Raw genomic sequence first — 24,227 nt, forward strand, 5'->3', positions numbered from 1 at the left:
TTTGATTAAGCTTCTTCTTCTTCAACAAAAGCATTGAAAACTTCTTCAATCATGTCCCACTCAGCATCGGTTTCGATGTTTTTAAGGTCGCCTTCTGTGCCATCTTCGCCTTCGATATACTCGTAAGCTAGTAACTCAACTTCAGCTTCATTTTCATCTTCTTCAACACCAGCTGGAAATAAAAGAACGTATTGTTTATTCGCATACTCTTCTTCACCATCAATAGTTAATAAAATTTCAAATAAGGCTTCATTTCCTTCTTCGTCGACTAATGTAATAAATTCGTGATCCTCTTCGTGATCGTGGTTGTGATCGTGTGACATGTTGTCTTCCTCTTTTCTTATAATAAAATTAATTTTTAGTTATTTAGCATGTTTATCTAAATAATTTTGTAAAATCATGACTGCTGCTACTTTATCGATGACTTTTTTTCGTTTACTTCGTGAAACATTGCCTTGTTCAACTAACATCCGCTCGGCTTCAACTGTTGATAAACGTTCATCTTGATAAGCAACTGGCAAGTGGTATAACTCTTCAAGTATAGCCCCATAAGCCATTGACGCTTCAGCCCTTGGGCCAATACTATTATTCATATTTTTCGGAAGACCAACAACGAACTGGCTGACTTGGTATTCTTTAATTAATTCGCCAACTCGTTCAAAACCAAAACGTTCTTCTTCTTCGTTAATCTTAATAATTTCAATGCCTTGCGCTGTCCAGCCAAAAGGATCACTAATTGCAATCCCAACAGTCCGGGAGCCAACATCTAAACCCATAGCTCTCATTTAAATTCAATTCCATGGCCAGACAAGTAGGTTTTTACTAATTCTTCCATAATTTCATCTCGTTCGTGACGACGTATGAGATTTCTGGCATCTTGATAACGGGGAATGTAAGCCGGGTCACCTGAAAGTAAATAGCCCACAATTTGATTAATTGGATTGTAGCCTTTTTCCTCTAATGCACGGTATACAGTCGTTAATGTTTCACTCACTTCTTGCTTACGATGGTTGTCAAAGTCAAATCGTACGGTTTCATCTGTAAAACTCATCCATCTCCACCTCTTTTCTTTTAAATACACAGTTTCATTTTACAAGATAATCTTCGAAACTACAAACATTATCCTTCAACAATTCTGATTTTATTTATTTTACAACGGCACTTCTCCGTTGTCATTAACGATTGTTGATTTTTCCTATAAAAAAAGCTAAAGTTTTCACTCTAGCTTTTCAAAAATTTATTTTGTTGATTCTTTTGTTTCTTCTTTTTTACTGTCATCTTTTTTACTGTCTTTTGTTTCATCTTTTTTGCTGTCTTTCGTTTCTTCTTCGATGTAACCAGCTAAAACAGATTTCAAGCTATCATCTTGGATTTTAATATTAGCTTTTTTCAATTCTTTAGAAATAACTTCTTGTTGAATTGTTTGGTCTGCTAATTTAGCTTCCATTGTAATGTCAGTTAATTCTTTTTTGAATGGTTTCCAATCGTTACCTTTTTCTTGGTTTTTGACCATTTTAACAATGTAGTAAACTTTAATTTCTTCCATACCGTTTGAAGAAGCTACTTCGATGATTTCTGAGTTAGTACCATCTTTAAGTTTGTATGCTGCTTCTTTAACTTCTGGAGGAACTGTTGCATCAGTAGAATCAAATGTTACTTTGCCATCTTTAGCAGCAGTGGCATCTGATGATTTTTCTTTAGCAAGTTTACCAAAGTCATCGCCTTTTTTAATTGCAGCTAGAGCATCTTTGGCAACTTTTTCGTCATCTGTTGCAAAAATTTGAGCATCGACTGCTGGGTGGTAAGTTTTCCATGTTTCTTTTAAGTCAGCATCTTCGATTTTGATGTGGCTTTTTTTCATTTCTTCGAATGATAAGCCTTTTTTAATTGTTTCTTTGTAAGTTGCTTCTGTTAAGTTAGCAGCTTTTAATTGATCTTTAAACGTGTCGCCAAATTGTTCAGCTTGTTCATCGTATTTAGCTTGGATTTGTTCTTTCGTTACTTTGTCGCCAAAGTTTTGGTCTGCAACTTTAAAAATAATCGCATATTGTAATTGTGTTTGAACTTCTTGACTTGTTTTAATCTCGTCGAAGAACTCATCAACAGTAATTTTGCCACCTTTCATTGTGACTAAATCTTTGCCGCCTGAACACGCAGCTAATGTGACCATACTCGCTAATCCTACAATAGCAAGGGCTAATTTCTTTTTCTTCATGTAATTGCACTTCCATTTCGTTTTAATTTGATTTAAGAATATTATAATTCCACCTAAATAACTATACCATAATCATACACAGATACAACCTTTCACTGAAGAGTTTTAGAGTGTTTTCGTAAAAAATTCACGAAAAAGTTATATTTGACTGAAAAAGTCGCTAAATAGACATATAAAGATGTTTTTAACCGGTTTAACCTTCTTCAAGTTGTTGATTAATTTTTGCGACTGTTTTATTAATTTCAGCGATTCGTGGCTCTGCTTGAAATTTAAATGTTTCAAGTGATTGCTGTGTTTCTGCTTTAAAAGCTGGCAATAACTGACTAGCTGTCGCTTTTAAGGTACCTAATGAGTCTTGGAAATTTTGCAAACTATCATTTAAATCTAACGTTAAATTAGTTGCCTCATCGACTTCATCGACTAGCTTTTGACGAGTTGCTTTACCGCTGCGAGGAGCTAATAATAAACCTAAAGCACCACCAACGAGACTGCCTACTGCTAGGCCTTTTGCAAATTTTTTAATCATCGTTAATCACCTGTTTCTCAATTTTTTCAGCTAGTTCAGCCATCATTCCTTCAGTGTAACTTTCGCCATTATTTCCAAAGCTGATACTAAAGTCATCTTCTGAACTATATCTGGGAATTAAATGGATATGGGAATGAAAAACCGATTGGTATGCTAGCTCTTTGTTGTTATTTATTAAATTAAGACCGGCCATTTCTGGCAAGGCTTTTTCCAGGCCGCGGGCAATTTGAGGTATTTTAGCAAATAATTGACTGGCTAGTTGCTCCTCTAGAGCAAAGATATCTTGAACATGTTTTTTAGGAATGACTAAAGTATGACCTTTTGTCGTTTGAGTAATGTCTAAGAAGGCATAAATTTCCGCATCTTCATACACTTTGTAACTGGGAATCTCTTTATTGATAATTTTACAAAAAATACAATTTTCCATCAATCATTCTCCTCCTGTTTGTTAGTTTAATAATAATAGATGGAACTGCTACTGTCAAAAAATGCTCCCTAATTATTTAATTTTTCACAGATAACGACTAGTCACTTCAATTTTAATGGATTATGGTATAATACTAAGAAGAAAATAACGGAGGTTAGCAAATGACTTTAGAAATAAATAATTTAACAGGTGGTTACGGTCATATTCCTGTTTTAAAAGATGTAAACTTCTCTGTAAATAGTGGTGAAATCGTTGGTTTAATCGGCTTAAACGGGGCTGGTAAAAGTACGACGATAAAAAACATTATCGGTTTACTGACACCCCAACAAGGTAGCATCTTGATTGAAGGTGAATCCCTTAGAAGCCATCCGGAAACTTACCGGAAAAAAATCGGCTATATCCCTGAAACCCCAGCCTTGTATGAGGAATTAACACTAAAAGAACACATTGAAATTACTGCCATGGCTTACGATATCCCTTTAGAAGAAGCTTACCGCCGGGCCGATGCCTTATTAAAAACCTTTCGTTTAGAAAATAAACTGGACTGGTTCCCAGCTCACTTCTCAAAGGGCATGAAGCAAAAAGTTATGGTGCTCTGTGCCTTTTTAATTGAGCCTAGTTTGTATATTATTGATGAACCTTTCTTAGGTCTTGATCCTTTGGCCATTCACGCTTTATTAGAATTAATGGATCAGATGCGCCAAGACGGTGCAGCTATTTTAATGTCCACGCATATTTTAGCCACAGCTGAAAAATATTGTGATCGTTTTGTTGTCTTACATGAAGGAAAAGTCCGGGCAATTGGAACGATCGCTGATTTACGCCAAGAGTTTAATTTACCTGATTCTTCCTTAGATGAAATCTATATTGCGTTGACTGCTGAAGAAGGGATGAAGGCTTAATGGAAAAGTTTTATAAAAACCGCTTAAGCCGTCACCAAACAAAACTTAATCGTTATTTAAAATACGTCCTAAATGACCATGTTGTCTTAATTTCTTTGTTTTTATTTGGTGGCTTCGGCTTTTATTACGCTAATTTTGTCAAAACCCTTGATGCTAATTTTATATTAGCTAAACCTTTAGTTTTGTTCATTTGGTTGGCTGCTCTTTTAACTGGTGGTCTGGCCACTTTAGCCAAAGATGCCGATAAAGTCTTTCTTTTACCAAAAGAGCAGCACATGATTGATTATTTAAAGGCGAGTTACCGCCATTCCTTAGTCTTGCCTTTTACTCTTTTATTAATTACTAGCGGCATTAGTATGCCACTATTGATTGCTGTCAATCGTTCCACTGTGACTGATTTTGCTTTTTATTTAATCACCTTGCTCCTATTAAAGGCGGCTCATTTATTAATTAAATGTCAAGCCCTCTTTCTCCAAACAAAAAAACAGGCCCAACAATTAACGCTTATTTGGTTAGTTGGTAGTCTCTTAAGTCTATTGGCCCTCCTTTACTTAGCACCTTGGTTTGGTTTAATTCTTAGTGTGGTTGTTTATGCCCTAAGTCGCTTAGCTACGACTAAACTCTTTCAAGAAAAAAACCTTGATTGGGAAGGGATGATTAGTCTTGAACAACAGCGCTTAAAAAAGATTTTTCAATTTATTAACTTGTTTACAGACGTCCCTGGCATTGCTGGTAAAGTTAAACGTCGGAAATACGCTGACGGTTTATTAAAACGACTGCCTAGCGACCAAAAAGGCACTTACCCTTACCTTTATACTCGCAGTTTTTTACGGGGGGCGGAATTTAGTGGCTTATACTTACGCTTAACTTTGATTGGCGTCGTCGTTGCCGTCTTTTTAACCGATTTCTATCTCGTCTTACTGATCAGCTTATTAGTGATTTACTTAATTGGGTTCCAACTGATTCCTCTCTATAGTCAATTTGACTACATGGTTATGACTCAGCTTTATCCAGTTCCTAAAGTTCAAAAAGCTAGCGCCGTTCAGGCCTTGATTGCTAAACTGCTTGCAGTAACCGCTCTTTTATTAAGTCTAACAGCCTTAATTGTCTTGCCAAAACTCCAAGAGAGCCTAATTGTGATTGGCAGCCTTGGTTTAGAAATTGCTCTTTTCACATACTTCTACATTCCAAGCCGCTTGAAAAAGCTGTCTAAATAAAGAAAAACTCACTTAAATGAGAGTTTCTCTCTTTAAAGTTCATTAATTAATAGATCTATCTTGACGAAGTGGTTCAAGGGTTTTACAATGATAATTAATAGTATCTTTAACTTAAAGTTAGGTGGAGACAATATGACTGCGGATTTTCAATTTGATAAAAACTGGTCTCTCCAACCAATTAAAGGAGATACTGGTCGAGCATACATGGGTGTTAATGCTAATGATAAAGTCTTTATTAAGCGAAATTCTTCGCCTTTTTTAGCGGCCTTATCTCGTGAAGGCATTGCCCCAAAATTAGTTTGGACGAAACGAACAGGGAATGGTGATGTCTTAACCGCCCAAGAATGGTTAGATGGTTATTTATTAAAGCCTGAGGAAGTTGGTAATCGCTTAGATGTGATTAGAATCTTACAACACCTCCACCAATCCGATTCTTTGAAAAAAATGCTTTATCGCCTAGGTGGCAAAGAAAAACAAGCCTTTGATTTTTTAAGTGCTTATGCCAATGACTTACCTAGTGAATTAAATAAAAACCAATACTTATTGCGGGTTTTTCGCTTCTTGGAAGACCATATCCCCAATGCAGTTGAACCCCAAGCTTGTCATGGGGACCCGATTTACCACAACTGGCTCCTATCTGATAATGACCGGTTGTATCTAGTTGATTGGGACTCAACGATGTTAGCTGATCCAGCCACAGATTTAGGAACGGTCTTAGGGCGCTATGTCCCTTACAAAGATTGGCCTCATTGGTTAGACTCTTACGGTTGGGATCATTCGGAAGAAAGCTTAGAGCGAATTTATTGGTACAGTGGCATGGATTTTTTACAGCGCATTAAACAATGCTACATCCAACAAAATTTTAAACAAATGAATCTAGAAATTTTACTCTTAAAGAAAATTTATGCTTATTAAAAGAGAAGCTCTCTGATATAATGTCAGAGAGCTTTTAAATAAAGGCAAATAATACTAGTAAGCGAAAAGAAAAAGGAGAATTAACTATGCGTGTTAGAAATAAACCTTGGGCAAAAGACAGAATTGCCGAGCACCCTCAATTTGTCGTCTCAGAACCAGCTATTTGGCGTGGTCGTTGGCAAGAGCGCTTTGGTAATAACCACCCGATTCATATTGAAGTTGGCACTGGTAAAGGTCAATTCATTTATGAAATGGCTAAAGCCCATCCGGAAATAAATTACATTGGGATTGAAATTCAAATGAATGTTTTAGTCGTCGCTTTAGACAAACTAATTGAAGAGAGTCTGCCTAACTTACAATTACTCCATGTTGATGGCGGTTCAGTTACAGATTACTTTGAAGACTTGGAAATCGATCGCGTCTACTTAAACTTCTCTGATCCTTGGCCGAAAACAAAACACGACAAACGTCGCTTAACATTCAAAACATTCTTAGCTAGTTATGAAAAAATCTTACCCTTTAACGGTGAAGTTCATTTCAAAACTGACAACCTAGGTTTATTCGAATATTCTTTAGCCAGTTTTTCACAATATGGCATGATTCTTAAACAAGTCTGGTTAGATTTACACAACAGTAAGTTTGAAGGCAATATCATGACTGAATACGAACAAAAATTTTCGGCTAAAGGCCAACCGATTTATCGGGTGGAAGCTTACTTTACCGGTAAAAAATAACTAAAAAACAGTCTAAACTTCCTGGTAGCTACCTTAGTTTAGGCTGTTTATTTCATTAATAAGGAGTGTCTTTATGACTAAGAAAAAAATTTAAATTCCGCTCATTTTAAGTTTAGTACTAAGTATTGGGCTCTTTTTCTTCTTGTCTCGCCAAAATCAAAACACCCTCTCAATCACTATTGATCACCCACAGCAAAAAGAGCTTAAACTCTATCGTGTGACTAGTAATAGCAAAGACTTACTATACGCTAATCCTTTTATTCAAACTGGTCAAGAAACTCTCAATGAGTTACCTGAACAAGGTGAGTATCAACTAGTTTTAGAGATTGATGGCAAAGATTATCTGATCTTAGGTTATGCTGACGGTTCGACTGCTGCTTTAACTATCAATTTAGAGTTTAAAAAAGGGATTGACCATGAAACTTATGAACTGACAGTCACTGTTAATCACCCGATTTATCAAGAAACAACTAACTTTTCACTCATTTGGTAAAAACACCTCTAATCAACGTAAAGTTGATTCTTTATCGTGATTATAATACATTTAATCGCTTTTTGTTCATAATAACAACCTTTTGCACGAAAACGCTACTTGTTACGACGTTTTTTTAGATCCCTTGCTGTCTTTAGCCAATTAATCCCTTTTCTTCAAAAGGGATTTTTGGCTTTTTGACTTTTTGAAGTAACGCATGACTTTTGCAGTTGCTTCTTTCTCTAAGAGTCCTTAGCCTCGCTCCTTCATATTATTCTGTCCTCAAAAAATGCAATGCCTTTATCTTACTATATTTACTTCCCCCACTTAACTAAAATAGCATATTCTAACATGATAAAACTGATTCCTAAAAGACAATTCGTCCTGTCGGTTCTTTTTTCAATTACAGCCAACTCTTTTCGATACTTGTCTTCTCTTCAATATTAGTCAATTTAAAGTAACATTATTAGTCAATTTAAAGTAACATTCTATAATTATCGTTCATCTCCCCCTTAACTTAAATCCACTTGAACCGATGTAAGTAGTAAGAGCCTCAAAAAAATCGCTTTTAATTAACAACAACCAAAGAAAGGAATTTTATTAATGTTAGATCAAATTGCTCTTCCAAGAAAATATGGATTACTAACTATCCAAAAAACATCAAAAAATAAGAATGGCGTATTAGTTGCCCAATGTATTTGTGATTGTGGCCAAACCAGCACGCCTTATTTAAATAATGTTCTAGCAGGTCGAACAAAGAGTTGTGGCTGTCTAGCCCTAAAAAACCAGCGGAAATACAAGGATATTACGAATCAACGTTTTGGAAAGATTGTTGCTTTAAGCCCGACTGATGAACGGACAAGCGGTGCAGTTGTTTGGAATTGCCGTTGCGATTGTGGCACTCATTTGAAAACTTCTCAGAGAAATCTTAGTCGCGGCATTAAGGACAATTGTGGCTGTGTGAATCAAGAAAAACTTTCAATTCCAGGCCATCACTATAATTTTTTAACAGTCATTTTCCCTATTAGTAATAATAAAAAACGTTCTTCAAAAGATAAATGGCTCTGCCAATGTGATTGTGGTAATTTAACAATCGTAGCTTATACTAATATAGTTAACAATCATACTAAAAGTTGTGGGTGTCTAAAAAAAGATAGTTTACGAGAGACACTCGTTGAAAATACTTGCTTAGACAACCTCAATACAAAATTATATAAAAATAATACGAGCGGTGTTAAAGGCGTCTATAGTAATCGAGGCAAATGGCATGCTTACATTACTTTTCAAAATAAACGCTACACACTTGGCGCCTATTGCTCTCTATTAAAGGCCAAAGAGGCCCGCCAACAAGCAGAAAGTGAATTATTTACTCCCCTTTTACAAAAATACGCGGTTCTTTTAAATTCAAACCAAGAGATTTAGAACCAAGGCTTACGTACTAGTAACGAACTGAGACGTCTAAGACATAACTTTAAACTTAAGATCTACTAAAAACCAAAAAAAGCTAAAATAAAGTTAAAAACCACTCATCAAAGAAACATCCTAAAGAAAGCAGCCAGGCTACTTAAGCCCGTACTTCTGCTTTCTTTAGGATGTTGTTGTCTTGATTTTACTAACAGCTCATTTCAATCAGACTGTTAATAATTAGTTCTAAATTTTGCTTTGGTTATTAATATCTTAAGAAAAGTTGGCCATACTAGCTAGTTTTCGTTAAACGATAAATATCCAAGATTGTGCCAGTCTGACTATCCGCTACAAATTCATATTGAATATATTCCCCATCTTCAATTCGGGTGATCCCACCGGTATAAGTTTGCGATTTGATTGCGAATTTTTGTAAGGGTGTCTTCGTAAACTCAATCCATGCCCCTTCAATTGGACCTTCAGCTAGAAAAGCTTTTTTAACTTTAGCTAATACTTTGTCTGGACTAACTGTTTGCCTTTTTATAACCCAATTAGTTGCTAGTCCCCCCAAGACAATCCCAGTCCCTATGCCCAGTACTAAGGTAGCCTCTAATAGTTGTCGTTGTGCTTTTTTCATGTCTATCCTCACTCCTTACCTTCACTTATTAGTTAGATTGTATCATAGACAGCATCTAATCTGCCTAAAAAATTAATTATCCTTCAATTTTAGCACTTTTGTGATCAGTTTTTGATAAATACTGATTAGCGCCGGTTCTTGACTCATTGTGTCGATGTCACTGAACTTTAACCACTTAACGCCTTTTGTTTCCTGCTTATTTATTACTAGTTCTGCTCTATCGTCACCTTCAAAAAGATATGCTACTGACAAATGTAAGTGACTTGGAATCCATTGGCCATGTTTTAGATGGCCGAAGACCGGTAAGATATCTAAACTAGCAATCCTATTTGAAAGTGGCTTTAAAATTTCTAGCCCCGTCTCTTCTCGGGCTTCTCGCTGTGCGACAGCTAGGAAGTCAGTTTCTCCATCAACATGCCCACCTGTCCAGGACCAAGTATCATAAAGTTTATGATAAATGAATAATGTCTTAGTACCCGTTTGATTGACGATAAAAGCTGAGCTAGTAAAATGAACTACTTGATTCTCACGGGTTAATAAATTATTGAATAGCTGCATGTAAGTTAATATTAACTCTTTATCTTTAGATTCTTGTAAGTTAAATGCCACATATTCACGTATTTCTTGATAAATCTCCACTTTCCCTCACTCCTACTTGCTATTTTCTTTTAATTGTAGCATAGTGATTCCTTGATATCGCTACAAAACCCTGAAAAAAAATGCTAATTGCGCTATAATATAGATAACAAGTGAAAGTGAGGTGGGGCTCTGCGTATTGCAGAGATTCGTATGGAAGAAAAAACATTTCAATTAATTAAAAAGATGACAGAAATTCAAGGAACTAGTGGTTTTGAAGATGATGTCCGAGAAGTGATGAAAAAGGAAATCGCACCTTACGTCGATAAGATCGAATTCGATGGTCTCGGTGGCGTCTTCGGTATTCGTAAAAGTAAAGTTGAGAATGCCCCAAGAATTATGGTAGCTGCTCACATGGATGAAGTTGGCTTCATGCTTTCACAAATCCAAGAAAACGGAACTTTCCGTGTTGTACCTTTAGGTGGCTGGAACCCTTATGTGGTTTCTGCTCAGCGTTTTACTTTAAAAACTCGTAAAGGTGACTATCCAGTTATTTCATCATCAGTACCACCCCATTTATTAAGAGGTTCTGATGGTCAAAGCAAAGTTGAAGTAACCGATATTTTATTTGATGCCGGTTTTGATTCAAAAGAAGAAGCTGAAAGTTTCGGTGTCCGTCCTGGTGATAGCATCGTTCCTGACGTAGAAACGATTAAAACGGCTAATGGAAAAAACATTATTAGTAAAGCTTGGGATAACCGTTACGGTTGTACTTTAGTCATTGAAGCCTTAGAAGCCTTAAAAGATGTGGACTTACCATTTACCTTAATTGCGGGAGCCAACGTCCAAGAAGAAGTTGGTTTACGTGGGGCTCGTCCTTCGACCCACAAATTTAAACCTGATTTATTTTTAGCTGTTGACTGTTCACCGGCTAATGACATCGATGGTAAAAAAGATACTTTTGGTCATTTAGGCGAAGGCTTCTTAGTTCGAATTTTTGATCCCGGCATGATTACTTTACGTCGTATGCGTGAATTCTTATTAGAGATTGCTGAAAGTAATAACATTAATCACCAATACTTTGTTTCTAAAGGCGGCACTGATGCTGGAGCTGCTCACTTGATGAATAATGGGATTCCTAGTGCGGTTATTGGCGTTCCAGGACGTTATATCCACACTCATCAAACAATGTTCAATATGAGTGATTACGAAGCAGCTAAAGCAATGTTAATTACAACTTTGCAAGCTTTAGATGCTGACAAAATTAACGAAATCATTTACGGAAAGTAGGTCAACGAATGATTATCCCTAAAAGTTTAGAAGAATTAGCTAGTTATGTTGAAACAGGCAAACACGTCTTTTTCTTTACTGCTGATTGGTGTGGCGATTGCGTTTATATTAAACCAGTCATGCCAGAGCTTGAAGCGGAGTTTCCAGAATATACCTTTGTCCAAGTTGACCGTGATGAATTTCCAGACTTAGCCAGTCAATGGGCGATTTTTGGTATTCCTAGTTTTATCGTAACTGAAAATGGCAAAGAAAAAGGCCGTTTAGTTAATAAAAACCGTAAAACCAAAGCTGAGGTTAGTGACTTTATTAAAAGTCTCACTTAGTTAACAACACGTACTTAAATTTAGGAGGGTGACGAACATGTTAGAAACTCAAGAATATCAAGGAATATTAGTTGGAATCGACGGAAGTCCCCAAGCCCGTGAAGCTTTCGACAAAGCCTTAGCTGTTGCTAAACGTAACAATGCAAAGATTGTCGTAGCCCATATTATTGAAAATCGTTTATATGGTAACATGGGGTATTCCTTAACTAATGCTGATTTAATACAGCAAGAAACAGACCGGTCCAAAGAAATGCTTGAAGAGTATCAAACTTATGCTAAAACAAAAGGTTGCGATACTGTTGAAACCATTTTAGCCTTTGGTTCTCCGAAAGTCTTAATGGCTGAAGAATTACCAGCTAAATACAACATTGATTTAATTATGGTTGGTCAATCTGGCTTAAGTGCCGTTGAAAAATTCGTTATGGGTAGTGTTAGTGACTATGTGATTCGTCACGCCCCTTGCGATGTTCTCGTTGTTCGACCAACAGATAGTAAATAACATTATATTTTAAAGGAGCTCAACATGATTTTTAGTTACAATAAAGCAGCTGTCGGCGACGTCTTAATGGTCGTTGCTGGCAACCCTCAAGGGCAAAAAGTAAGCAGTGAAAGTAAGGAATCCATTACGCGGATTTTTGTTAAAGAAACTGGCGAAACAGTTGGTTGGAACTTTTTCAAAGCGTCGGAACTATTACCTGATTTAACTGGTCATGGTCAAATCCAACTTACATTACAACAATTAATTGCCGTTAATATCGCCTTAAAAGTCGCTGGTTTTTCAGAAGAAATTATGTCTGACGGAGAAGCTAAAATCGTCACTGGTTTTGTAAAAGCTTGTAAAGCCCATCCTGATTCAGACCACTTATCAATTACCCAAACAGAAGTCGCCGATGGTGAAATCTTACAAATCGTTTGTGGAGCAAGTAACATTAAAGCCGGTTTAAAAGTTGTTGTCGCTAAACCTGGTGCCATGATGCCTGACGGTATGATGATCTGGCCTGGTGAGTTACGAGGAGTAGAAAGTTTAGGGATGATCTGCTCAGCAAGTGAACTAGCTGTTCCTAATGCTCCAAAAGCGAAAGGGATTTTAGAATTACCTTTTGATACTGAAGTTGGCGTGGCTTTTATTGGCGCTGAATACGTTATCTAGCAAAAAAAACTGCCTTGGACTAAGTCCAAAGCAGTTTTTTTGACGTTATTTGACGTTTGGTAGATAAAAACTTCGGTTATCCATGCCAAAAATCCGTTCTGTGTATTCACCTGGTTCAATTTGTTTCAATGAACCAATCATCATTTGAATTGAGGCATCTAAATTATCAATTTGATGGAGAATTTCAGCTTCCATGACCCGAGGTCGAACTGGCGAACCATATTCTAATAGACCGTGATGAGCTAAAATCATGTGTTTCAAAATGACCACATCTTCTGTTCGATCGTCAATTTTTAACGTTTGACATGCTTTCGTAATTTCTTCATCAACAATCACTAAATGACCAATTAAGTTACCCGCTAAAGTATATTCCGTTGAAACTGGCCCTGACAGCTCAATAATTTTACCTAAATCATGGAGAATCACACCTGCGTATAAAAGGGAAGGATTCAACTCCGGATATTCTTTACAAATTGATTTTGCTAATCGTAACATTGAGACGGTATGATAAGCTAAGCCGCCGGCAAAGGCATGGTGATTACGCTTGGCTGCGGGAAACTCAAAGAACTCACTTTGATACTGAGTCATTAAGTGTCGCACAATTCGATTCCAAGTCGCATTCGTAATTTCAAAAATCGTTTGGTTAATTTCTTCAACCATTTCTTCTTTTTGAATAGGCGCTTTTTCCATATAAAGACTTGCTTGGTTTGGCTCCTCAGCTGTTGCTAAACGCAGATTTAAAATTTTAATTTGGGGGTTACTTTGATACACTTCCCGTTTACCTCCTAAGGCAACGACTTGCCCACCGGTAAATTTACTAATTTCATCTTCAGAAGCGTCCCAAAATTTTCCGTCAATCGATCCAGATGTGTCTTGAAACGTAAACGCAATAAATTTCTTACCATTTTTTGCCAGTCTCACATCTGCTTGTTTGATTAAAACAAAAATCTCAAAACTTTCATCAACTGCTAATTCTCTTAATTTTTTCATACAGACTCCTTTCTACAACACAATAATACCTTCATTTTCATCTTCCATAAAAGCTAATAATTCACTATCTGAGGACAAACAAATGATTTGATTGTCACAACTTAATTGTTTCAGTAAGCGGAATAATTGTTGCTTACGCTGGGAATCATAATGTAACCAGCCATCATCTATTATAACAGGAGAAAGGGATTCTTGGCTATGAAGTTGAATAAATCCTAGTCTAATTGCCATATATAGTTGATCACGACTACCAGTTGACAACTCCTTGACCTCATAATCAAGGCCTTGTTGATCTTTCAGCAGAAGTTCATCCCCTTCGTAGCTAACTTCCACAAAGCGCTCGGCTGTCAATAGTTTGAAAAAAGCCGTAGTTGTCCTTAATAAGTCTGGTAACTGACTCTTGGCCAGTTGATCCAAGGTAGCTTGAAGTATTTCATCTCCTAAACGATTGTCATACCATTGATTGATTAGTTCTCGCAACTCTGTCTCTAGATTGGCCTCTGTTTGATACAGTTCCCTTAAAGTCCCGTCACTTTCTTGTTGTTGGATTAGAAAGCGCAACTTTTCAATAGCCCTACTCTGCTCTTGCTGTTTGCGGATTAAATCGGGAATCTCTTCCTTTAGTTTCCCTTTTATTGTGACTAAAGTTGCTAATTGATAGTCTTGCTGGTCATTAAAAAGCTGGTCCACTTGCAGACTTAGTTTAGCTAGTTCCGCTGCTTGGTGACTTCTCTGTTGATTTTCAAACAATAAACGCTGAACGTTGTCCATTGAGTGAGTGACACCTGCTGGCAAGAAACTATACAAGCGTACTGTCAAGGTTTCTCGCCGCTTAGCTAGTTCTGCTAGTGGTTCTTGCCACGTCGTTAGGCTTTGGCCAGCCTGATTAAGAGCTAAGCTCCGTTGGCTCATTTCAGCTACAAAGTTTGTTAATGCTGTCAGTAGTTCTTCATCAGAACTAGTCGCAATTGGTAGCCATTCTTTCATAAATGAAAACTCTTGGCGATAGCTATTAAGCTCTCTCTGTCCCTCAGTCAGCTCGCCTTTTAAACTGGCTAACTCTTCAACAACTCTAACTAATTGGCCCCTTTGTGGCAGCTCTAATAGCCATTGAGAGACTGATTGCTCCAGCTTGAACTGATAAGTTTCAGCTAGCCTTTGTTTTTGCTCTTGAAGACTTTTTAATTCCCTTTGAATTTTTTCGATTTCTTCAGCAATGTTTTCTAAGAGTCCTTCCTTTTCATTTAAGCTTGTGGCTTTTTCTGGGCTAAGCTGAGCCTTGCCTTTGCCCTTAAGCAAAAGTAAAACGAAACTAGCTAAGACACTCAAACCGCCAATTAAAAACAGCTTTAAGAAAAGGCAGCTAAGGCCAATCAGCAGGAAGACAGCCGCACCTATGCCGAAGAGTTGGCCTAGTCGCTGTTGAGAATTTTTTTCAGTCACTTTTTTAGAACGCCCAGCTTCCTCTTCGATTTCACTTAAAACTTGATCAAAGTGCCTTTCTTGCTGTTGTAAGTTAAAGTGACAACTGTCTTCTTGTTGGGCTAAGACTTTTAATTGTTCTTGCTCTAAGAGCTCAGGAAAGTACCTTCCTTGAATCGCTAATTCTGGTAACTCAGCTAGTAACTGCTCTGTCTCATTTTCCCGCTGACTGACACGAGTTTCAAGCCACTTGATTTGTTGCCTGTTTTGTTCCATTCTGTTTTGTTGACTTGTTAGTTTTTCAATCCCTACTTGATTTTCCAAATAAAATAAGTAAGCCGGTGTTGCTTGACTGCGTTCTAACTCATTTTTCTGTTTGACTAAATAATTTTCTTCTTCTTTTTTGACGAATTGATAATCTTGATAAAGTTTGCTAACTTCATCTATGTCGGAAAAGCCGTCCTTCCCTAGTTGCTTTTGTAAGTGTTGGCGCTCTTGCCACAAAGGAAAGGCTGTAATTTGTTGTGCGATTAATTGCTCTTCACTTTTAAGTTCACTTAACTTCGCTTGGGAGTCTTGCAAGACTTGTTCTTTCGTGGCCAAGTCTTGCCGTTGTTGCTGATATTGTCTTTCCATCTGTGTTTTTTTTATAACTTGAGAACGGATCGTTTCATATTCTTTTAACTTAAGATTGATTAGTGGCAAACGGCCCGTGGGCTTATATAATGCTTGTTCTTGTTTATTTAAAGTCGACTTGACTGTCACGATTTTCTTACTGCCAGTCATGCCGACTGCTAGTAATAATTCTTGTAATTTTTCTTCAGTTAAATATTTCAGTTCCCGTAATTGCTCTTGTTGCAGACTAAAAACTTCTGAAAACAATTCAGCGGTCAAAGGACTTAATAGTACCATCAGCTCTTCTTCAGTGATTTCTTGTCCATCAGCTAAGGTCACTTGGGCTTTGCCGCGGTTAATACTTTTATAGCGTTCAATCCTGATTTCACCATAATTAGCTACTTCAATAGTTAGACTGCCACCAAATAAGCCGCCTTGACGAGGCTCATAATCGCGAAAACTTTTACGTCTTTTCGGAAAACCAAACAACATCGTTTGAATAAAATGGTGAAGCGTGGTTTTCCCTGCTTCATTATTGCCATAGACTAACGTTAAATCTTTTTGAAAATCGATGTGTTTATCTTGCCACTTACCAAAGTTAGTCATTGTTAAACGAACTAATTTCATGATTCCTCACCCCCAGTTTGGGATAATTCACTTAAGACATGGGTTAAACTGCTATTTATTCGCTCTTCCTGAAATGCCAGATCGTCCTTTGGTAATAAATAGGCGATCGCCCCTTGTCTCGTCAATTCTTCTGTCACTTTGACAAATCTTTCTCGACTAATTTTTTGACTAATCTCACTTAACATCTCTGTCGTTACCCCTAAAGGTAACAAGGCTTTTTCAGGGGAAGTTAAGACTGTCAAACTGCGTAGCCAGAGTTTACCTAGGCTTTCTTCAAAGACTCTTTCTTGCAAATAGTTTAATAAGCCACCGTTAGCCAATTCGCTACTAATTTGGCTGTTTAAGCTGGCTGGGACTGTCTTTAGTTCTAGGGCAACTAGACTTAATTCAGACTCAGCCCTTTCTCCGAAAGCTAACAACAGCTCTTCAATCTTCAGAAGCAACTCTTTCCTGGAAGTCAATTCCTGGCAAGCTAAGGTCACGTCTTGCCACTCCAAGGCCCCTAAGTTTAACCATTGATACGTTAACTGATTCCCTTGGTTTTCAACTAAAACTACCCCTTGACTATTCGTCTCTTTTTTACTATGGCCCACAGGACTACCACTATAAATAATTGGTGGATTATTTTTTAATACTTGAGGCTGATGAATATGGCCCAAAGCCCAATAATCATAGCCCTTATTAGTCATCTCACTTAGACTAAAAGGTGCATAATTTTGCGTTACGTTTTCACTGCCTAAAGTCCCATGATAGAGACCGATGTGATAATCAGCTTGTTGATTTTTTTGTGGATACTCCCCTAATTTAGAAGATTCTAGCCAACGATGTTCATACGAAAAAGCTGAGATTGCGACTTGCTCTTGGTTTTTAGTCACTAACTGGATAGTTTCCACGGCCTCACTTTTAAAGAGAAACACATTTTCTGGAAATTCAAACCAATAAGTCTCTGAATTATAATAATCGTGATTGCCGAAAGTCATCACGACAGAAATACCATTTTTAGCTAACTTTTTAAAAGCTTCCATGACTATTTTTTGGGTACTAATCGCCACCGCTGCTTGATGAAACGTGTCGCCTACTAAAAGAACAAAGTCAACTTTTTCAATAATTGCCAGTTCCACAATTTCTTGCAACATCTCTTGATTTTTTTGACGGAGCTTACTACTTAGCTCTGTCGGTAAATCACGTAAGCCTTCAAAGGCACGATCTAAATGTAAATCTGCTCCATGGATAAATTTCATTTTCTTCACCCCTCATACTCTTCTATCATACTGATTTTTCAAGGGAAATGCTAGGGGAACACTGGCTTTTATTAGACCTTAACACCTTCTAGATAACAAAAAAAAGCTGAGATTTCTCTCAGCTTTTACCGATTTATTGATCAGCGTATAATTCTTGGATTGGTTTCATAATAATCCTGTTTAAATCGTTAACAATCACGCTAAAGCCTTGTTCTTTTGTCATTAAGTCATTAATTAACTCTGACTCTTGAACTTTAGCTGCTAATTCTTGGGCTTTTTGAGCATCTTCATCAGAAAACTCTTCCCCTTGCATTTGTTTTTGTTGTAATTCCATTTGTAATCCTTGGAATTCTTTAAATAATTCAAAAGAAGGTGTATCGGCTTTGACTGCTGCAAAAGCTTCTTGTAATGTTAAAAATTCTGGTAATTGACGAATTTCTTTTTCGATTTGGTTAGCACTATCATAAATATTAACTGACATAAATAACATCCTACTCTCTTTATTTTATGTATTCAATTGTATCACTATTACAACTTTTTGCCCATCATTACTCGTCATTATTAAAGAAACTTTAGACTTGCCAGTATTTCTGCCCATCTGCTTCCCGAGCTAAGAAGCCATAATCAATTAACTAGCACCTAACTGCCGCAAAATCAGCAAAGACTACTTTTTGACTGACTTACTGAAAAGAATTCCATAAATCGCTGATTTTATTTTTAACTTTACCAGCCCCTTCAACTGCTTTACCACCCCAGTATTCTGCACCTTCTTTGACTTTTTCACCAAATTCAGCTAAGTTACCTTTTGTTTCTTGATCGATAAGAGGTTTCTCTTGATTTTCAAGACTGGCGTCGACAACGTTAAAAGGTGTCCCTGGTGAGTGGGATAAAATTCGTTGGGTTTGATCTTTGAAAACGGGTGCGACACTTTGATTTTCCACAAAATGGGACTCTTTGGAAATATCAAAACCAATCCAAGTCGCTACTACTACATCTGGGGTATAACCGATAATCCACTGATCTTTCGTTTTAGAGCCATCAATACTACTTTCAGTCGTCCCCGTTTTTCCTGCAATCGGGTAGCCATAAGGCTGAGCATTGACACCTGTCCCAGAGCTAAAGACTCCTTGAAGCATACTAGTCATATCTTCAGCCACTTGGGGTGTCGTCACTTGAACAGATTTAGCCTCTTCATTGTCAACGACTACAACTCCTGTCGCATCGACAATCTTTCGAATAAAATGAGGGTCTTTCTTACGGCCTTGATTGGCAAAGACTGAGTAAGCACTAGCCATCCGCATCGGCGTGGTTCCTTTTGTCATCCCACCTAAAACTAAACCAGGGTAATGATCTTCTTTATCTAATTTAATTCCAAATTTTTCAACTTTTTTAGCCCCTTGATCCATGCCGATTTCATTAAAGAGCCAGACCGCTGAAGCATTTAAACTTTGAGAGACCGCTTCATACATCGGCACGTCCCCACGGTAATACTTATCAATGTTTTCAACGTCGTAAAAAGATAATTTTTCATCTTTTAAGATTGAATCTGTTTTATAGCCCGCTTCTAAAGCCGGCGTATAGACAGCTAAGGGTTTCATCGTTGAACCTGGTGACAAGTTAGATTGGGTCGCCCGGTTTAAGCCCCGGAATTGATGCTCCCCTCGTCCACCGACTACAGCCTGGACCCCACCAGTTTTAGGATTAATGGCGATCGATGCCCCTTGGACCATTTCACCATCAGGAGCATTGGCTGGGAAAAGACTGGCATTGTTAAACGTTGTATCCATGTCTTGTTGGTATTGCTGATTCAATGTGGTGTAGACTTTGTAGCCTTTATTCAATAAGTCTTCATCTTTAATATCATGACGACTTTCCGCTTCATTAATAACCGCATCGAAATAAGAAGGATAACTGTTATTACTGTTTTTATCTTGGAAATTATCAGCTAAATAGAGCGTGTCTGCCATCATTGCATCAGCTGAACTCCGGTCTAGCTTATTGTTGTTAACCATTAATTCTAAGACTGTGTCCCGGCGATTAATGGCGCGATCGTAATTGTCAATTGGGTTATAGTAACCAGGCCCTTTTAACATCCCAATTAAGACAGCTGCTTCATCAATCGTTAAGTCTGCAGCATTTTTAGCAAAGTAACGGTGAGAGGCATCTTCAACTCCCCAGACCCCATTAGCAAAGTAGGCATTGTTTAAGTACATCTCTAAAATTTCATCTTTCGAGTAGACTTTTTCAATTTCTAACGCTAAAAATAACTCTTTGGCTTTCCGATTCATCGTTTGATCTAAGGACAAATAGGCATTTTTCGCTAATTGTTGAGTTAAGGTACTTCCGCCACCAGTGATTCGGCCTTTAGTGACAATTCCAACTGCTGCACGACCAATTCCTCGTAAGTCGAATCCCCCATGATCATAAAATCGTTTATCTTCAGTTGACAACAAAGCATCTACTAAATGGGGCGACATTTGATTTAATTCGATGAAAGTCCCTTTTTGACTATATAATACCCCGGCCTCTTCATCATTCTCATCATAAATCGTCGTCACTTGTGACAAGCCCGCTTTTAAAGTTTCCACATTGGCACTTTTAGCTAAGGAAAACAAATAAATACTAGTCACTAAAACTGTGACTAAGCCGACTAAAATAATTATTTTATTAATATGATATTTTTTCCAAATGCGCTTCCGCCATTGGTGAAACTGGGACAAATAAGGCTTCAACCATGCCCAAAACTGCTTTAAATAGTCACCTAAACTTGCTATTATTTTTTTAAAATCCATAATATCCCCTCTTTTATGTGAGCTCTTTTAGCTTTTCGCTGATCTCATGCTTATATTTTAACACAGATTCGTCAAGCTGTTATAAGTCTCAAGACCTAATTCAAACTCAGACTGGCAACCATCATATCATGAAGTTTTAAATAAAATGTGGTACAATTCATAAGAATTAAGTAAATTTCAACGAATCTATGAAGATAAAGAGGAAAATAATGAAACATACACTGTATTTACCCGACACTTTTGAAACAACTGATGTCAAAACCCTTTTAGAAGAAGAATGGTTAGTTCCCCGCAAAGTTCGTCATTTATTAAGAACTCGTAAAAATGTCGAAGTTAACGATGAGCCAACGATGTTCCACCACGAAGTTAACGCTGGTGATAAAATCACGTTAACTTTCGAAGCAGCCGATTACCCTGAGGTCCAATTATTACTAGGTAATCAAGAGTTAGTCAATGTACTCTTTGAAGATGAACATTTGATTATTGTTAATAAACCTGTTGGCATGAAAACTCATCCTAACCAGCCCTTAGAAGGCAACACCTTACAAAATCATGTGGCCGCTTATTTAGCTAGTAAAGACCAAAGCCCATACGTTGTTCACCGGTTAGACATGGAAACTAGTGGCGCAATTCTCTTTGCTAAAAATCCCTTTGTTTTACCGATTATCGGCCGAATGATGGAAGCCAAAGAAATCAAACGAGTCTATCACGGCGTGGCTCAAGGGAAGATTGGCCAAAAAAGCTTTACAGTTGAAAAACCAATTGCTCGTGACCGTCACGATAAACGCAAGCGGATCGCTAGTGACTTTAACGGTCAAAATGCGATTACTCATGTGGAAGTCGTTGGTTTCCAAGACAATCACAGCCAAGTCATTTGCACTTTAGATACTGGTCGGACTCACCAAATCCGGGTCCATTTAGACTATATGGGTTATCCTTTATTAGGTGATCCTTTGTATAATCCTGATTCAGCCCCGGCAGAACGTTTGATGCTACATGCTGCCTCTTTAGAATTAAGACATCCTTTTACAAAAGAATTAGTTAAAGGTGAGGCTTTACCAAGCTTATGGTAAACTCAAAAAGACTAGTCCAATCTGTCTAATGACAGACTTGGAGCTAGTCTTTTTTTATTGATTAACTAATGATTTCAGCTAAGGCTGTTTGATTTAAAGTCTCGTAATGCTGGAAAAAAGTCGCTAATTTTTTAAAGACAGCGTGATTTTTTGTTAGAACATCATTTTCAACTTGTAAAACTAGCAAAGGCTCATGTAAGCTCATCCGTAATAAGAACCAGCCACTACCATAATCCTTACTAACGGTGACTCGTAACCCTTCTTGATTTTCAGGGTCAATCTCAAAACCAGGAGTCTCTTGGACAAATTTTTCTAACTCGTGAATGACTTGCCGGCCAGTTTCTTGATAATTAGCCGTAGTAATTTTAAAACGGACTTCTTGGGCCTCGGCTGGTTGGGCTAAGTCTGCCATTAAATCAGTAATTGTTTTCTGCTGTTTTTGTAATTTAGGTAACAGCATCAAGATTTTAGCAATCACATAAGCCCCATCATCTAAGAAATAATTTTCTTTGAAAGCGGCATGCCCACTAGTCTCAATGGCTAATTCCACTTGGGTCCCCTCTTGATTTAGCTTGATTCCTTGATTGATGACATTCCGATAACCACTAATATAACGGTACTGTTTGCCACCTAAACTTTCAATAAAATGTTTTAAATGGGTCGATGTCGGTGAGTTCGTGACAATCGTTGAACCAGGATGCTCCTCAAGGACAATCTTCGCTAAGACTGCAATCAAGCTATTACGATTAATCCCGTTCCCCGCCTGATCAACAATTGCTGAACGATCCACATCGGTATCAAAAATGACCCCTAAGTCAGCCTGATGTTGCAAAACAGCTTGCTGAATACTTGCCATAGCTGCTGGGTTGTCTGGATTGGGAATATGATTTGGGAAATTGCCATCTGGGTCTAAAAACTGACTGCCTGTTGTATCTGCCCCTAAAACTTCTAAGACTTGACTAGCAAAATAGCCACCAGCCCCATTGCCGGCATCAACAATAATATGAAAACCAGCTAGTGGTTTTTCTGCCTCACTGCCGATTCCTTGACGAATTTTAGTGACTAAATCTGCGGCATACAAAGGAATCAAATCCCGTTTTTCCACAGTCCCTAATGGAATTATTTGGTCTGTAGACTGTTGCTCAAGAGCTAATTCAACAAGTCGTTCAACGTCTTCATGCTCAGCCCCACCTTTTTTAGTAAACAGTTTAATGCCATTAAAGTAGTAAGGCAGATGACTAGCTGTCAACATAATGCCTAAGTCACACTGATACTCAGCAAACTGGGTTGCCATAAACATCGCTGGTGTCGTCGCCAACCCAACATCAATCACTGTCACCCCTTGATTAACAAAAGTTTCAATCATCGCGTTTTTTAGACTATCTGCTGTTAAACGGCTGTCATGACCAATAGCAATTTTCAAATCGCGACGGCCTAATAAATCTAACTGTAACCACTTAACGATACCGATAGCGAGTTGTTGAACTTCGACTGGTGTTAAATTAGCCTCACCCGCTTCCGTTCTTAGTGCTCGTCCTCTTAAATCCGAACCGTTAATTAGTTCTTGTAAGTTACTCATTTTGTTCCTCCTTATTTATTAGTTAAATATGATGAAATCAAATCGTGTAAACCTTGAGCTTCTTCATTACTGTGAGTGATTATTGCTAGGGTGTTGGCTCCGGCTAATGTTCCCGCTACTTCTGGTAGCTTCATATCGTCGATAATTGCTGCCACAATATTAGCTGATCCGAGGTACGTTTGAATGACTACCATAAATTGGACACAACTAACTTGCTCCACGGAATCAATAATCGCTTCTTCTAAACGATCATTCGTACTAGTAATTGGCGGGTCCACTAAGACATATTTTATCCGACCTTCTTGGCTATGGCCTTTAACAATTCCTAGCTCACGAACGTCCCGGGAAACTGTCGCTTGAGTAGCTGTCACGCCTTCTGCTTGTAGTAATCTAATTAACTCTTCTTGAGTTAGAATGTCATTTTCTTGTATCAAGCGTTTGATTATTCCTTGGCGAGTTGTTTTTTTCATCAGTCACCGCTCCTTTTTTATCATATATATTATATCAAAGTTTCTTTAAATTAGCCTTATTTTTGAAAATTCCCTCTCGGACTTCTTGAGGGATAACTTCCTTTCTCTGTTACCTAACTATTTACATTGACTTTCTTCCATGCTAAAATTAAACTTTGCAATCATTTAAGGAGTGTATTATGAAAAAGAAAGTCTATCGCAACACTCCCGCTTTTATCTTTTTAGCTTGGGGTACATTTGGATTATTTGTTTTTCTAATGATGTTAGGGTTATATCATTTGAAAGAGCCATTGATGGTTAAAGGCTATTATTTAATGGGGTCAGTTGGTCTGATTTCATCATCATTTACGTTAGCAAAAGTCATTCGTGACAATCAAGAAGATGAAGAACGTTATAATCGTGTCTATAAAGCTCTTGAAACAACTAAAACTGATGATACTGAAGTCTAAGACTTCACTTAAAGCAAGGAGCTTAATAGGTTCCTTGCTTTTTATTTAGCTTTTAACCTAGGGATTCCGCCAAAAGATAGTAATTACACGCTTTTTTTGATATAATGTCAATGTATTTCAGCACAGGTTGCGAAATTGTAAATAACGATTTCTAAAATTTAGTCGTCTTCCTGAAGTTACG

General features: G+C 37.5%; 27 protein-coding genes. 12 read left to right on the forward strand and 15 right to left on the reverse strand.

All coding sequences use genetic code 11. The features are described from left to right. Positions 1-5 precede the first annotated feature (5 nt). From CBF35_RS10175 to CBF35_RS10200, 6 genes are all read right to left on the reverse strand, one after another. Entirely contained in the window at positions 6-323 is a 318-nt protein-coding gene (locus tag CBF35_RS10175) for a DUF1292 domain-containing protein (RefSeq protein ID WP_126780780.1), read from the reverse strand. A gap of 39 nt (positions 324-362) precedes the next feature. Further along, positions 363-785, reverse strand: a complete 423-nt coding sequence (ruvX, locus tag CBF35_RS10180) for a Holliday junction resolvase RuvX (protein ID WP_126780782.1) — start codon at positions 783-785, stop codon at positions 363-365. Beyond that, positions 782-1,051, reverse strand: coding sequence for an IreB family regulatory phosphoprotein (locus CBF35_RS10185; protein ID WP_126780784.1), 270 nt, complete (start codon positions 1,049-1,051; stop codon positions 782-784). Before CBF35_RS10185 ends, ruvX begins: the two co-directional genes overlap by 4 nt. 186 nt (positions 1,052-1,237) lie before the next feature. Next, positions 1,238-2,215 carry a peptidylprolyl isomerase gene (locus CBF35_RS10190; RefSeq protein WP_126780786.1) on the reverse strand — a complete coding sequence of 326 codons (978 nt, stop codon included), beginning with the start codon at positions 2,213-2,215 and terminating at the stop codon, positions 1,238-1,240. Positions 2,216-2,408: 193 nt separating this feature from the next. Continuing rightward, complete coding sequence (locus CBF35_RS10195) at positions 2,409-2,741, reverse strand: YtxH domain-containing protein (protein WP_126780788.1); 333 nt, start codon at positions 2,739-2,741, stop codon at positions 2,409-2,411. Then, positions 2,734-3,168 carry an HIT family protein gene (locus CBF35_RS10200; RefSeq protein ID WP_126780790.1) on the reverse strand — a complete coding sequence of 145 codons (435 nt, stop codon included), beginning with the start codon at positions 3,166-3,168 and terminating at the stop codon, positions 2,734-2,736. Before CBF35_RS10200 ends, CBF35_RS10195 begins: the two co-directional genes overlap by 8 nt. Before the next feature lie 161 nt (positions 3,169-3,329). Between CBF35_RS10200 and CBF35_RS10205 the strand changes: the two genes are divergently transcribed. The 6 genes from CBF35_RS10205 (at position 3,330) to CBF35_RS10230 (ending at position 8,830) form a co-directional block, all read left to right on the forward strand. Continuing rightward, a complete protein-coding gene (locus CBF35_RS10205) occupies positions 3,330-4,070 on the forward strand; it encodes an ABC transporter ATP-binding protein (protein WP_126780792.1) in 741 nt (246 codons plus the stop codon). Continuing rightward, positions 4,070-5,287, forward strand: a complete 1,218-nt coding sequence (locus tag CBF35_RS10210) for an ABC transporter permease (protein ID WP_126780795.1) — start codon at positions 4,070-4,072, stop codon at positions 5,285-5,287. The genes CBF35_RS10205 and CBF35_RS10210 overlap by 1 nt, the downstream gene beginning before the upstream one ends. Positions 5,288-5,419: 132 nt before the next feature. Continuing rightward, complete coding sequence (locus tag CBF35_RS10215; protein WP_126780797.1) at positions 5,420-6,202, forward strand: phosphotransferase family protein; 783 nt, start codon at positions 5,420-5,422, stop codon at positions 6,200-6,202. Between the two features lie 86 nt (positions 6,203-6,288). Next, positions 6,289-6,936, forward strand: a complete 648-nt coding sequence (gene trmB, locus CBF35_RS10220) for a tRNA (guanosine(46)-N7)-methyltransferase TrmB (RefSeq protein ID WP_126780799.1) — start codon at positions 6,289-6,291, stop codon at positions 6,934-6,936. Positions 6,937-7,078: 142 nt separating this feature from the next. Beyond that, positions 7,079-7,429, forward strand: coding sequence for a hypothetical protein (locus tag CBF35_RS10225; protein WP_126780801.1), 351 nt, complete (start codon positions 7,079-7,081; stop codon positions 7,427-7,429). 582 nt (positions 7,430-8,011) lie between these two features. Next, positions 8,012-8,830, forward strand: coding sequence for an AP2 domain-containing protein (locus tag CBF35_RS10230; protein ID WP_126780803.1), 819 nt, complete (start codon positions 8,012-8,014; stop codon positions 8,828-8,830). A gap of 274 nt (positions 8,831-9,104) precedes the next feature. Here the strand turns inward: CBF35_RS10230 and CBF35_RS10235 are convergent, their stop codons facing one another. Then, positions 9,105-9,449 (reverse strand): PepSY domain-containing protein, encoded by a 345-nt coding sequence (locus CBF35_RS10235; RefSeq protein WP_126780805.1) that lies wholly within the window; start codon positions 9,447-9,449, stop codon positions 9,105-9,107. A 72-nt stretch (positions 9,450-9,521) separates the two neighbouring features. Continuing rightward, on the reverse strand, positions 9,522-10,088 hold the full coding sequence (locus CBF35_RS10240; protein WP_126780807.1) for an NUDIX hydrolase: 567 nt from the start codon (positions 10,086-10,088) through the stop codon (positions 9,522-9,524). A 150-nt stretch (positions 10,089-10,238) separates the two neighbouring features. Here CBF35_RS10240 and pepA point away from each other — a divergent pair, with 150 nt between their 5' ends. Genes pepA through ytpR form a run of 4 tightly spaced genes read left to right on the forward strand, consistent with a single transcriptional unit; the run spans position 10,239 to position 12,788 of the window. Continuing rightward, on the forward strand, positions 10,239-11,315 hold the full coding sequence (pepA, locus tag CBF35_RS10245) for a glutamyl aminopeptidase (RefSeq protein ID WP_126780809.1): 1,077 nt from the start codon (positions 10,239-10,241) through the stop codon (positions 11,313-11,315). A gap of 8 nt (positions 11,316-11,323) precedes the next feature. Continuing rightward, entirely contained in the window at positions 11,324-11,638 is a 315-nt protein-coding gene (locus CBF35_RS10250) for a thioredoxin family protein (protein WP_126780811.1), read from the forward strand. Between the two features lie 37 nt (positions 11,639-11,675). Next, positions 11,676-12,137, forward strand: coding sequence for a universal stress protein (locus CBF35_RS10255; RefSeq protein ID WP_126780813.1), 462 nt, complete (start codon positions 11,676-11,678; stop codon positions 12,135-12,137). A gap of 24 nt (positions 12,138-12,161) precedes the next feature. After that, entirely contained in the window at positions 12,162-12,788 is a 627-nt protein-coding gene (ytpR, locus tag CBF35_RS10260) for a YtpR family tRNA-binding protein (RefSeq protein ID WP_126780815.1), read from the forward strand. Positions 12,789-12,833: 45 nt separating this feature from the next. Here the strand turns inward: ytpR and CBF35_RS10265 are convergent, their stop codons facing one another. The 5 genes from CBF35_RS10265 to CBF35_RS10285 all read right to left on the reverse strand — a co-directional run bounded on the left by CBF35_RS10265 (position 12,834) and on the right by CBF35_RS10285 (position 20,475). Further along, positions 12,834-13,778: a 3'-5' exoribonuclease YhaM family protein gene (locus tag CBF35_RS10265; RefSeq protein WP_126780817.1), complete on the reverse strand. Its 945-nt coding sequence runs from the start codon at positions 13,776-13,778 to the stop codon at positions 12,834-12,836. A gap of 12 nt (positions 13,779-13,790) precedes the next feature. After that, positions 13,791-16,442, reverse strand: a complete 2,652-nt coding sequence (locus tag CBF35_RS10270; protein ID WP_126780819.1) for an ATP-binding protein — start codon at positions 16,440-16,442, stop codon at positions 13,791-13,793. After that, positions 16,439-17,683: a metallophosphoesterase family protein gene (locus CBF35_RS10275; protein ID WP_126780821.1), complete on the reverse strand. Its 1,245-nt coding sequence runs from the start codon at positions 17,681-17,683 to the stop codon at positions 16,439-16,441. The genes CBF35_RS10270 and CBF35_RS10275 overlap by 4 nt, the downstream gene beginning before the upstream one ends. Before the next feature lie 133 nt (positions 17,684-17,816). Further along, positions 17,817-18,164, reverse strand: coding sequence for a YlbF/YmcA family competence regulator (locus CBF35_RS10280; protein ID WP_126780823.1), 348 nt, complete (start codon positions 18,162-18,164; stop codon positions 17,817-17,819). A gap of 199 nt (positions 18,165-18,363) precedes the next feature. Then, the gene (locus tag CBF35_RS10285; RefSeq protein WP_126780825.1) at positions 18,364-20,475 is read right to left on the reverse strand and encodes a PBP1A family penicillin-binding protein; all 2,112 of its coding nucleotides are present in this window, start codon (positions 20,473-20,475) and stop codon (positions 18,364-18,366) included. A gap of 209 nt (positions 20,476-20,684) precedes the next feature. Here CBF35_RS10285 and CBF35_RS10290 point away from each other — a divergent pair, with 209 nt between their 5' ends. After that, positions 20,685-21,548, forward strand: coding sequence for an RluA family pseudouridine synthase (locus tag CBF35_RS10290; protein WP_126780827.1), 864 nt, complete (start codon positions 20,685-20,687; stop codon positions 21,546-21,548). Between the two features lie 61 nt (positions 21,549-21,609). Here CBF35_RS10290 and CBF35_RS10295 read toward each other — a convergent pair whose 3' ends face one another. Together CBF35_RS10295 and argR are read right to left on the reverse strand one after the other, a co-directional pair. Further along, positions 21,610-23,127, reverse strand: coding sequence for a phosphohexomutase domain-containing protein (locus tag CBF35_RS10295; RefSeq protein ID WP_126780829.1), 1,518 nt, complete (start codon positions 23,125-23,127; stop codon positions 21,610-21,612). 11 nt (positions 23,128-23,138) lie between these two features. Beyond that, positions 23,139-23,597: an arginine repressor gene (argR, locus tag CBF35_RS10300; protein WP_126780831.1), complete on the reverse strand. Its 459-nt coding sequence runs from the start codon at positions 23,595-23,597 to the stop codon at positions 23,139-23,141. A 179-nt stretch (positions 23,598-23,776) separates the two neighbouring features. On the opposite strand from argR, the gene CBF35_RS10305 reads away from it, so the two are divergent. After that, the gene (locus tag CBF35_RS10305) at positions 23,777-24,046 is read left to right on the forward strand and encodes a YiaA/YiaB family inner membrane protein (protein WP_126780833.1); all 270 of its coding nucleotides are present in this window, start codon (positions 23,777-23,779) and stop codon (positions 24,044-24,046) included. Positions 24,047-24,227: the final 181 nt, after the last annotated feature.

This window comes from Vagococcus salmoninarum (assembly GCF_003987495.1).
GTDB lineage: Bacteria > Bacillota > Bacilli > Lactobacillales > Vagococcaceae > Vagococcus_D > Vagococcus_D salmoninarum.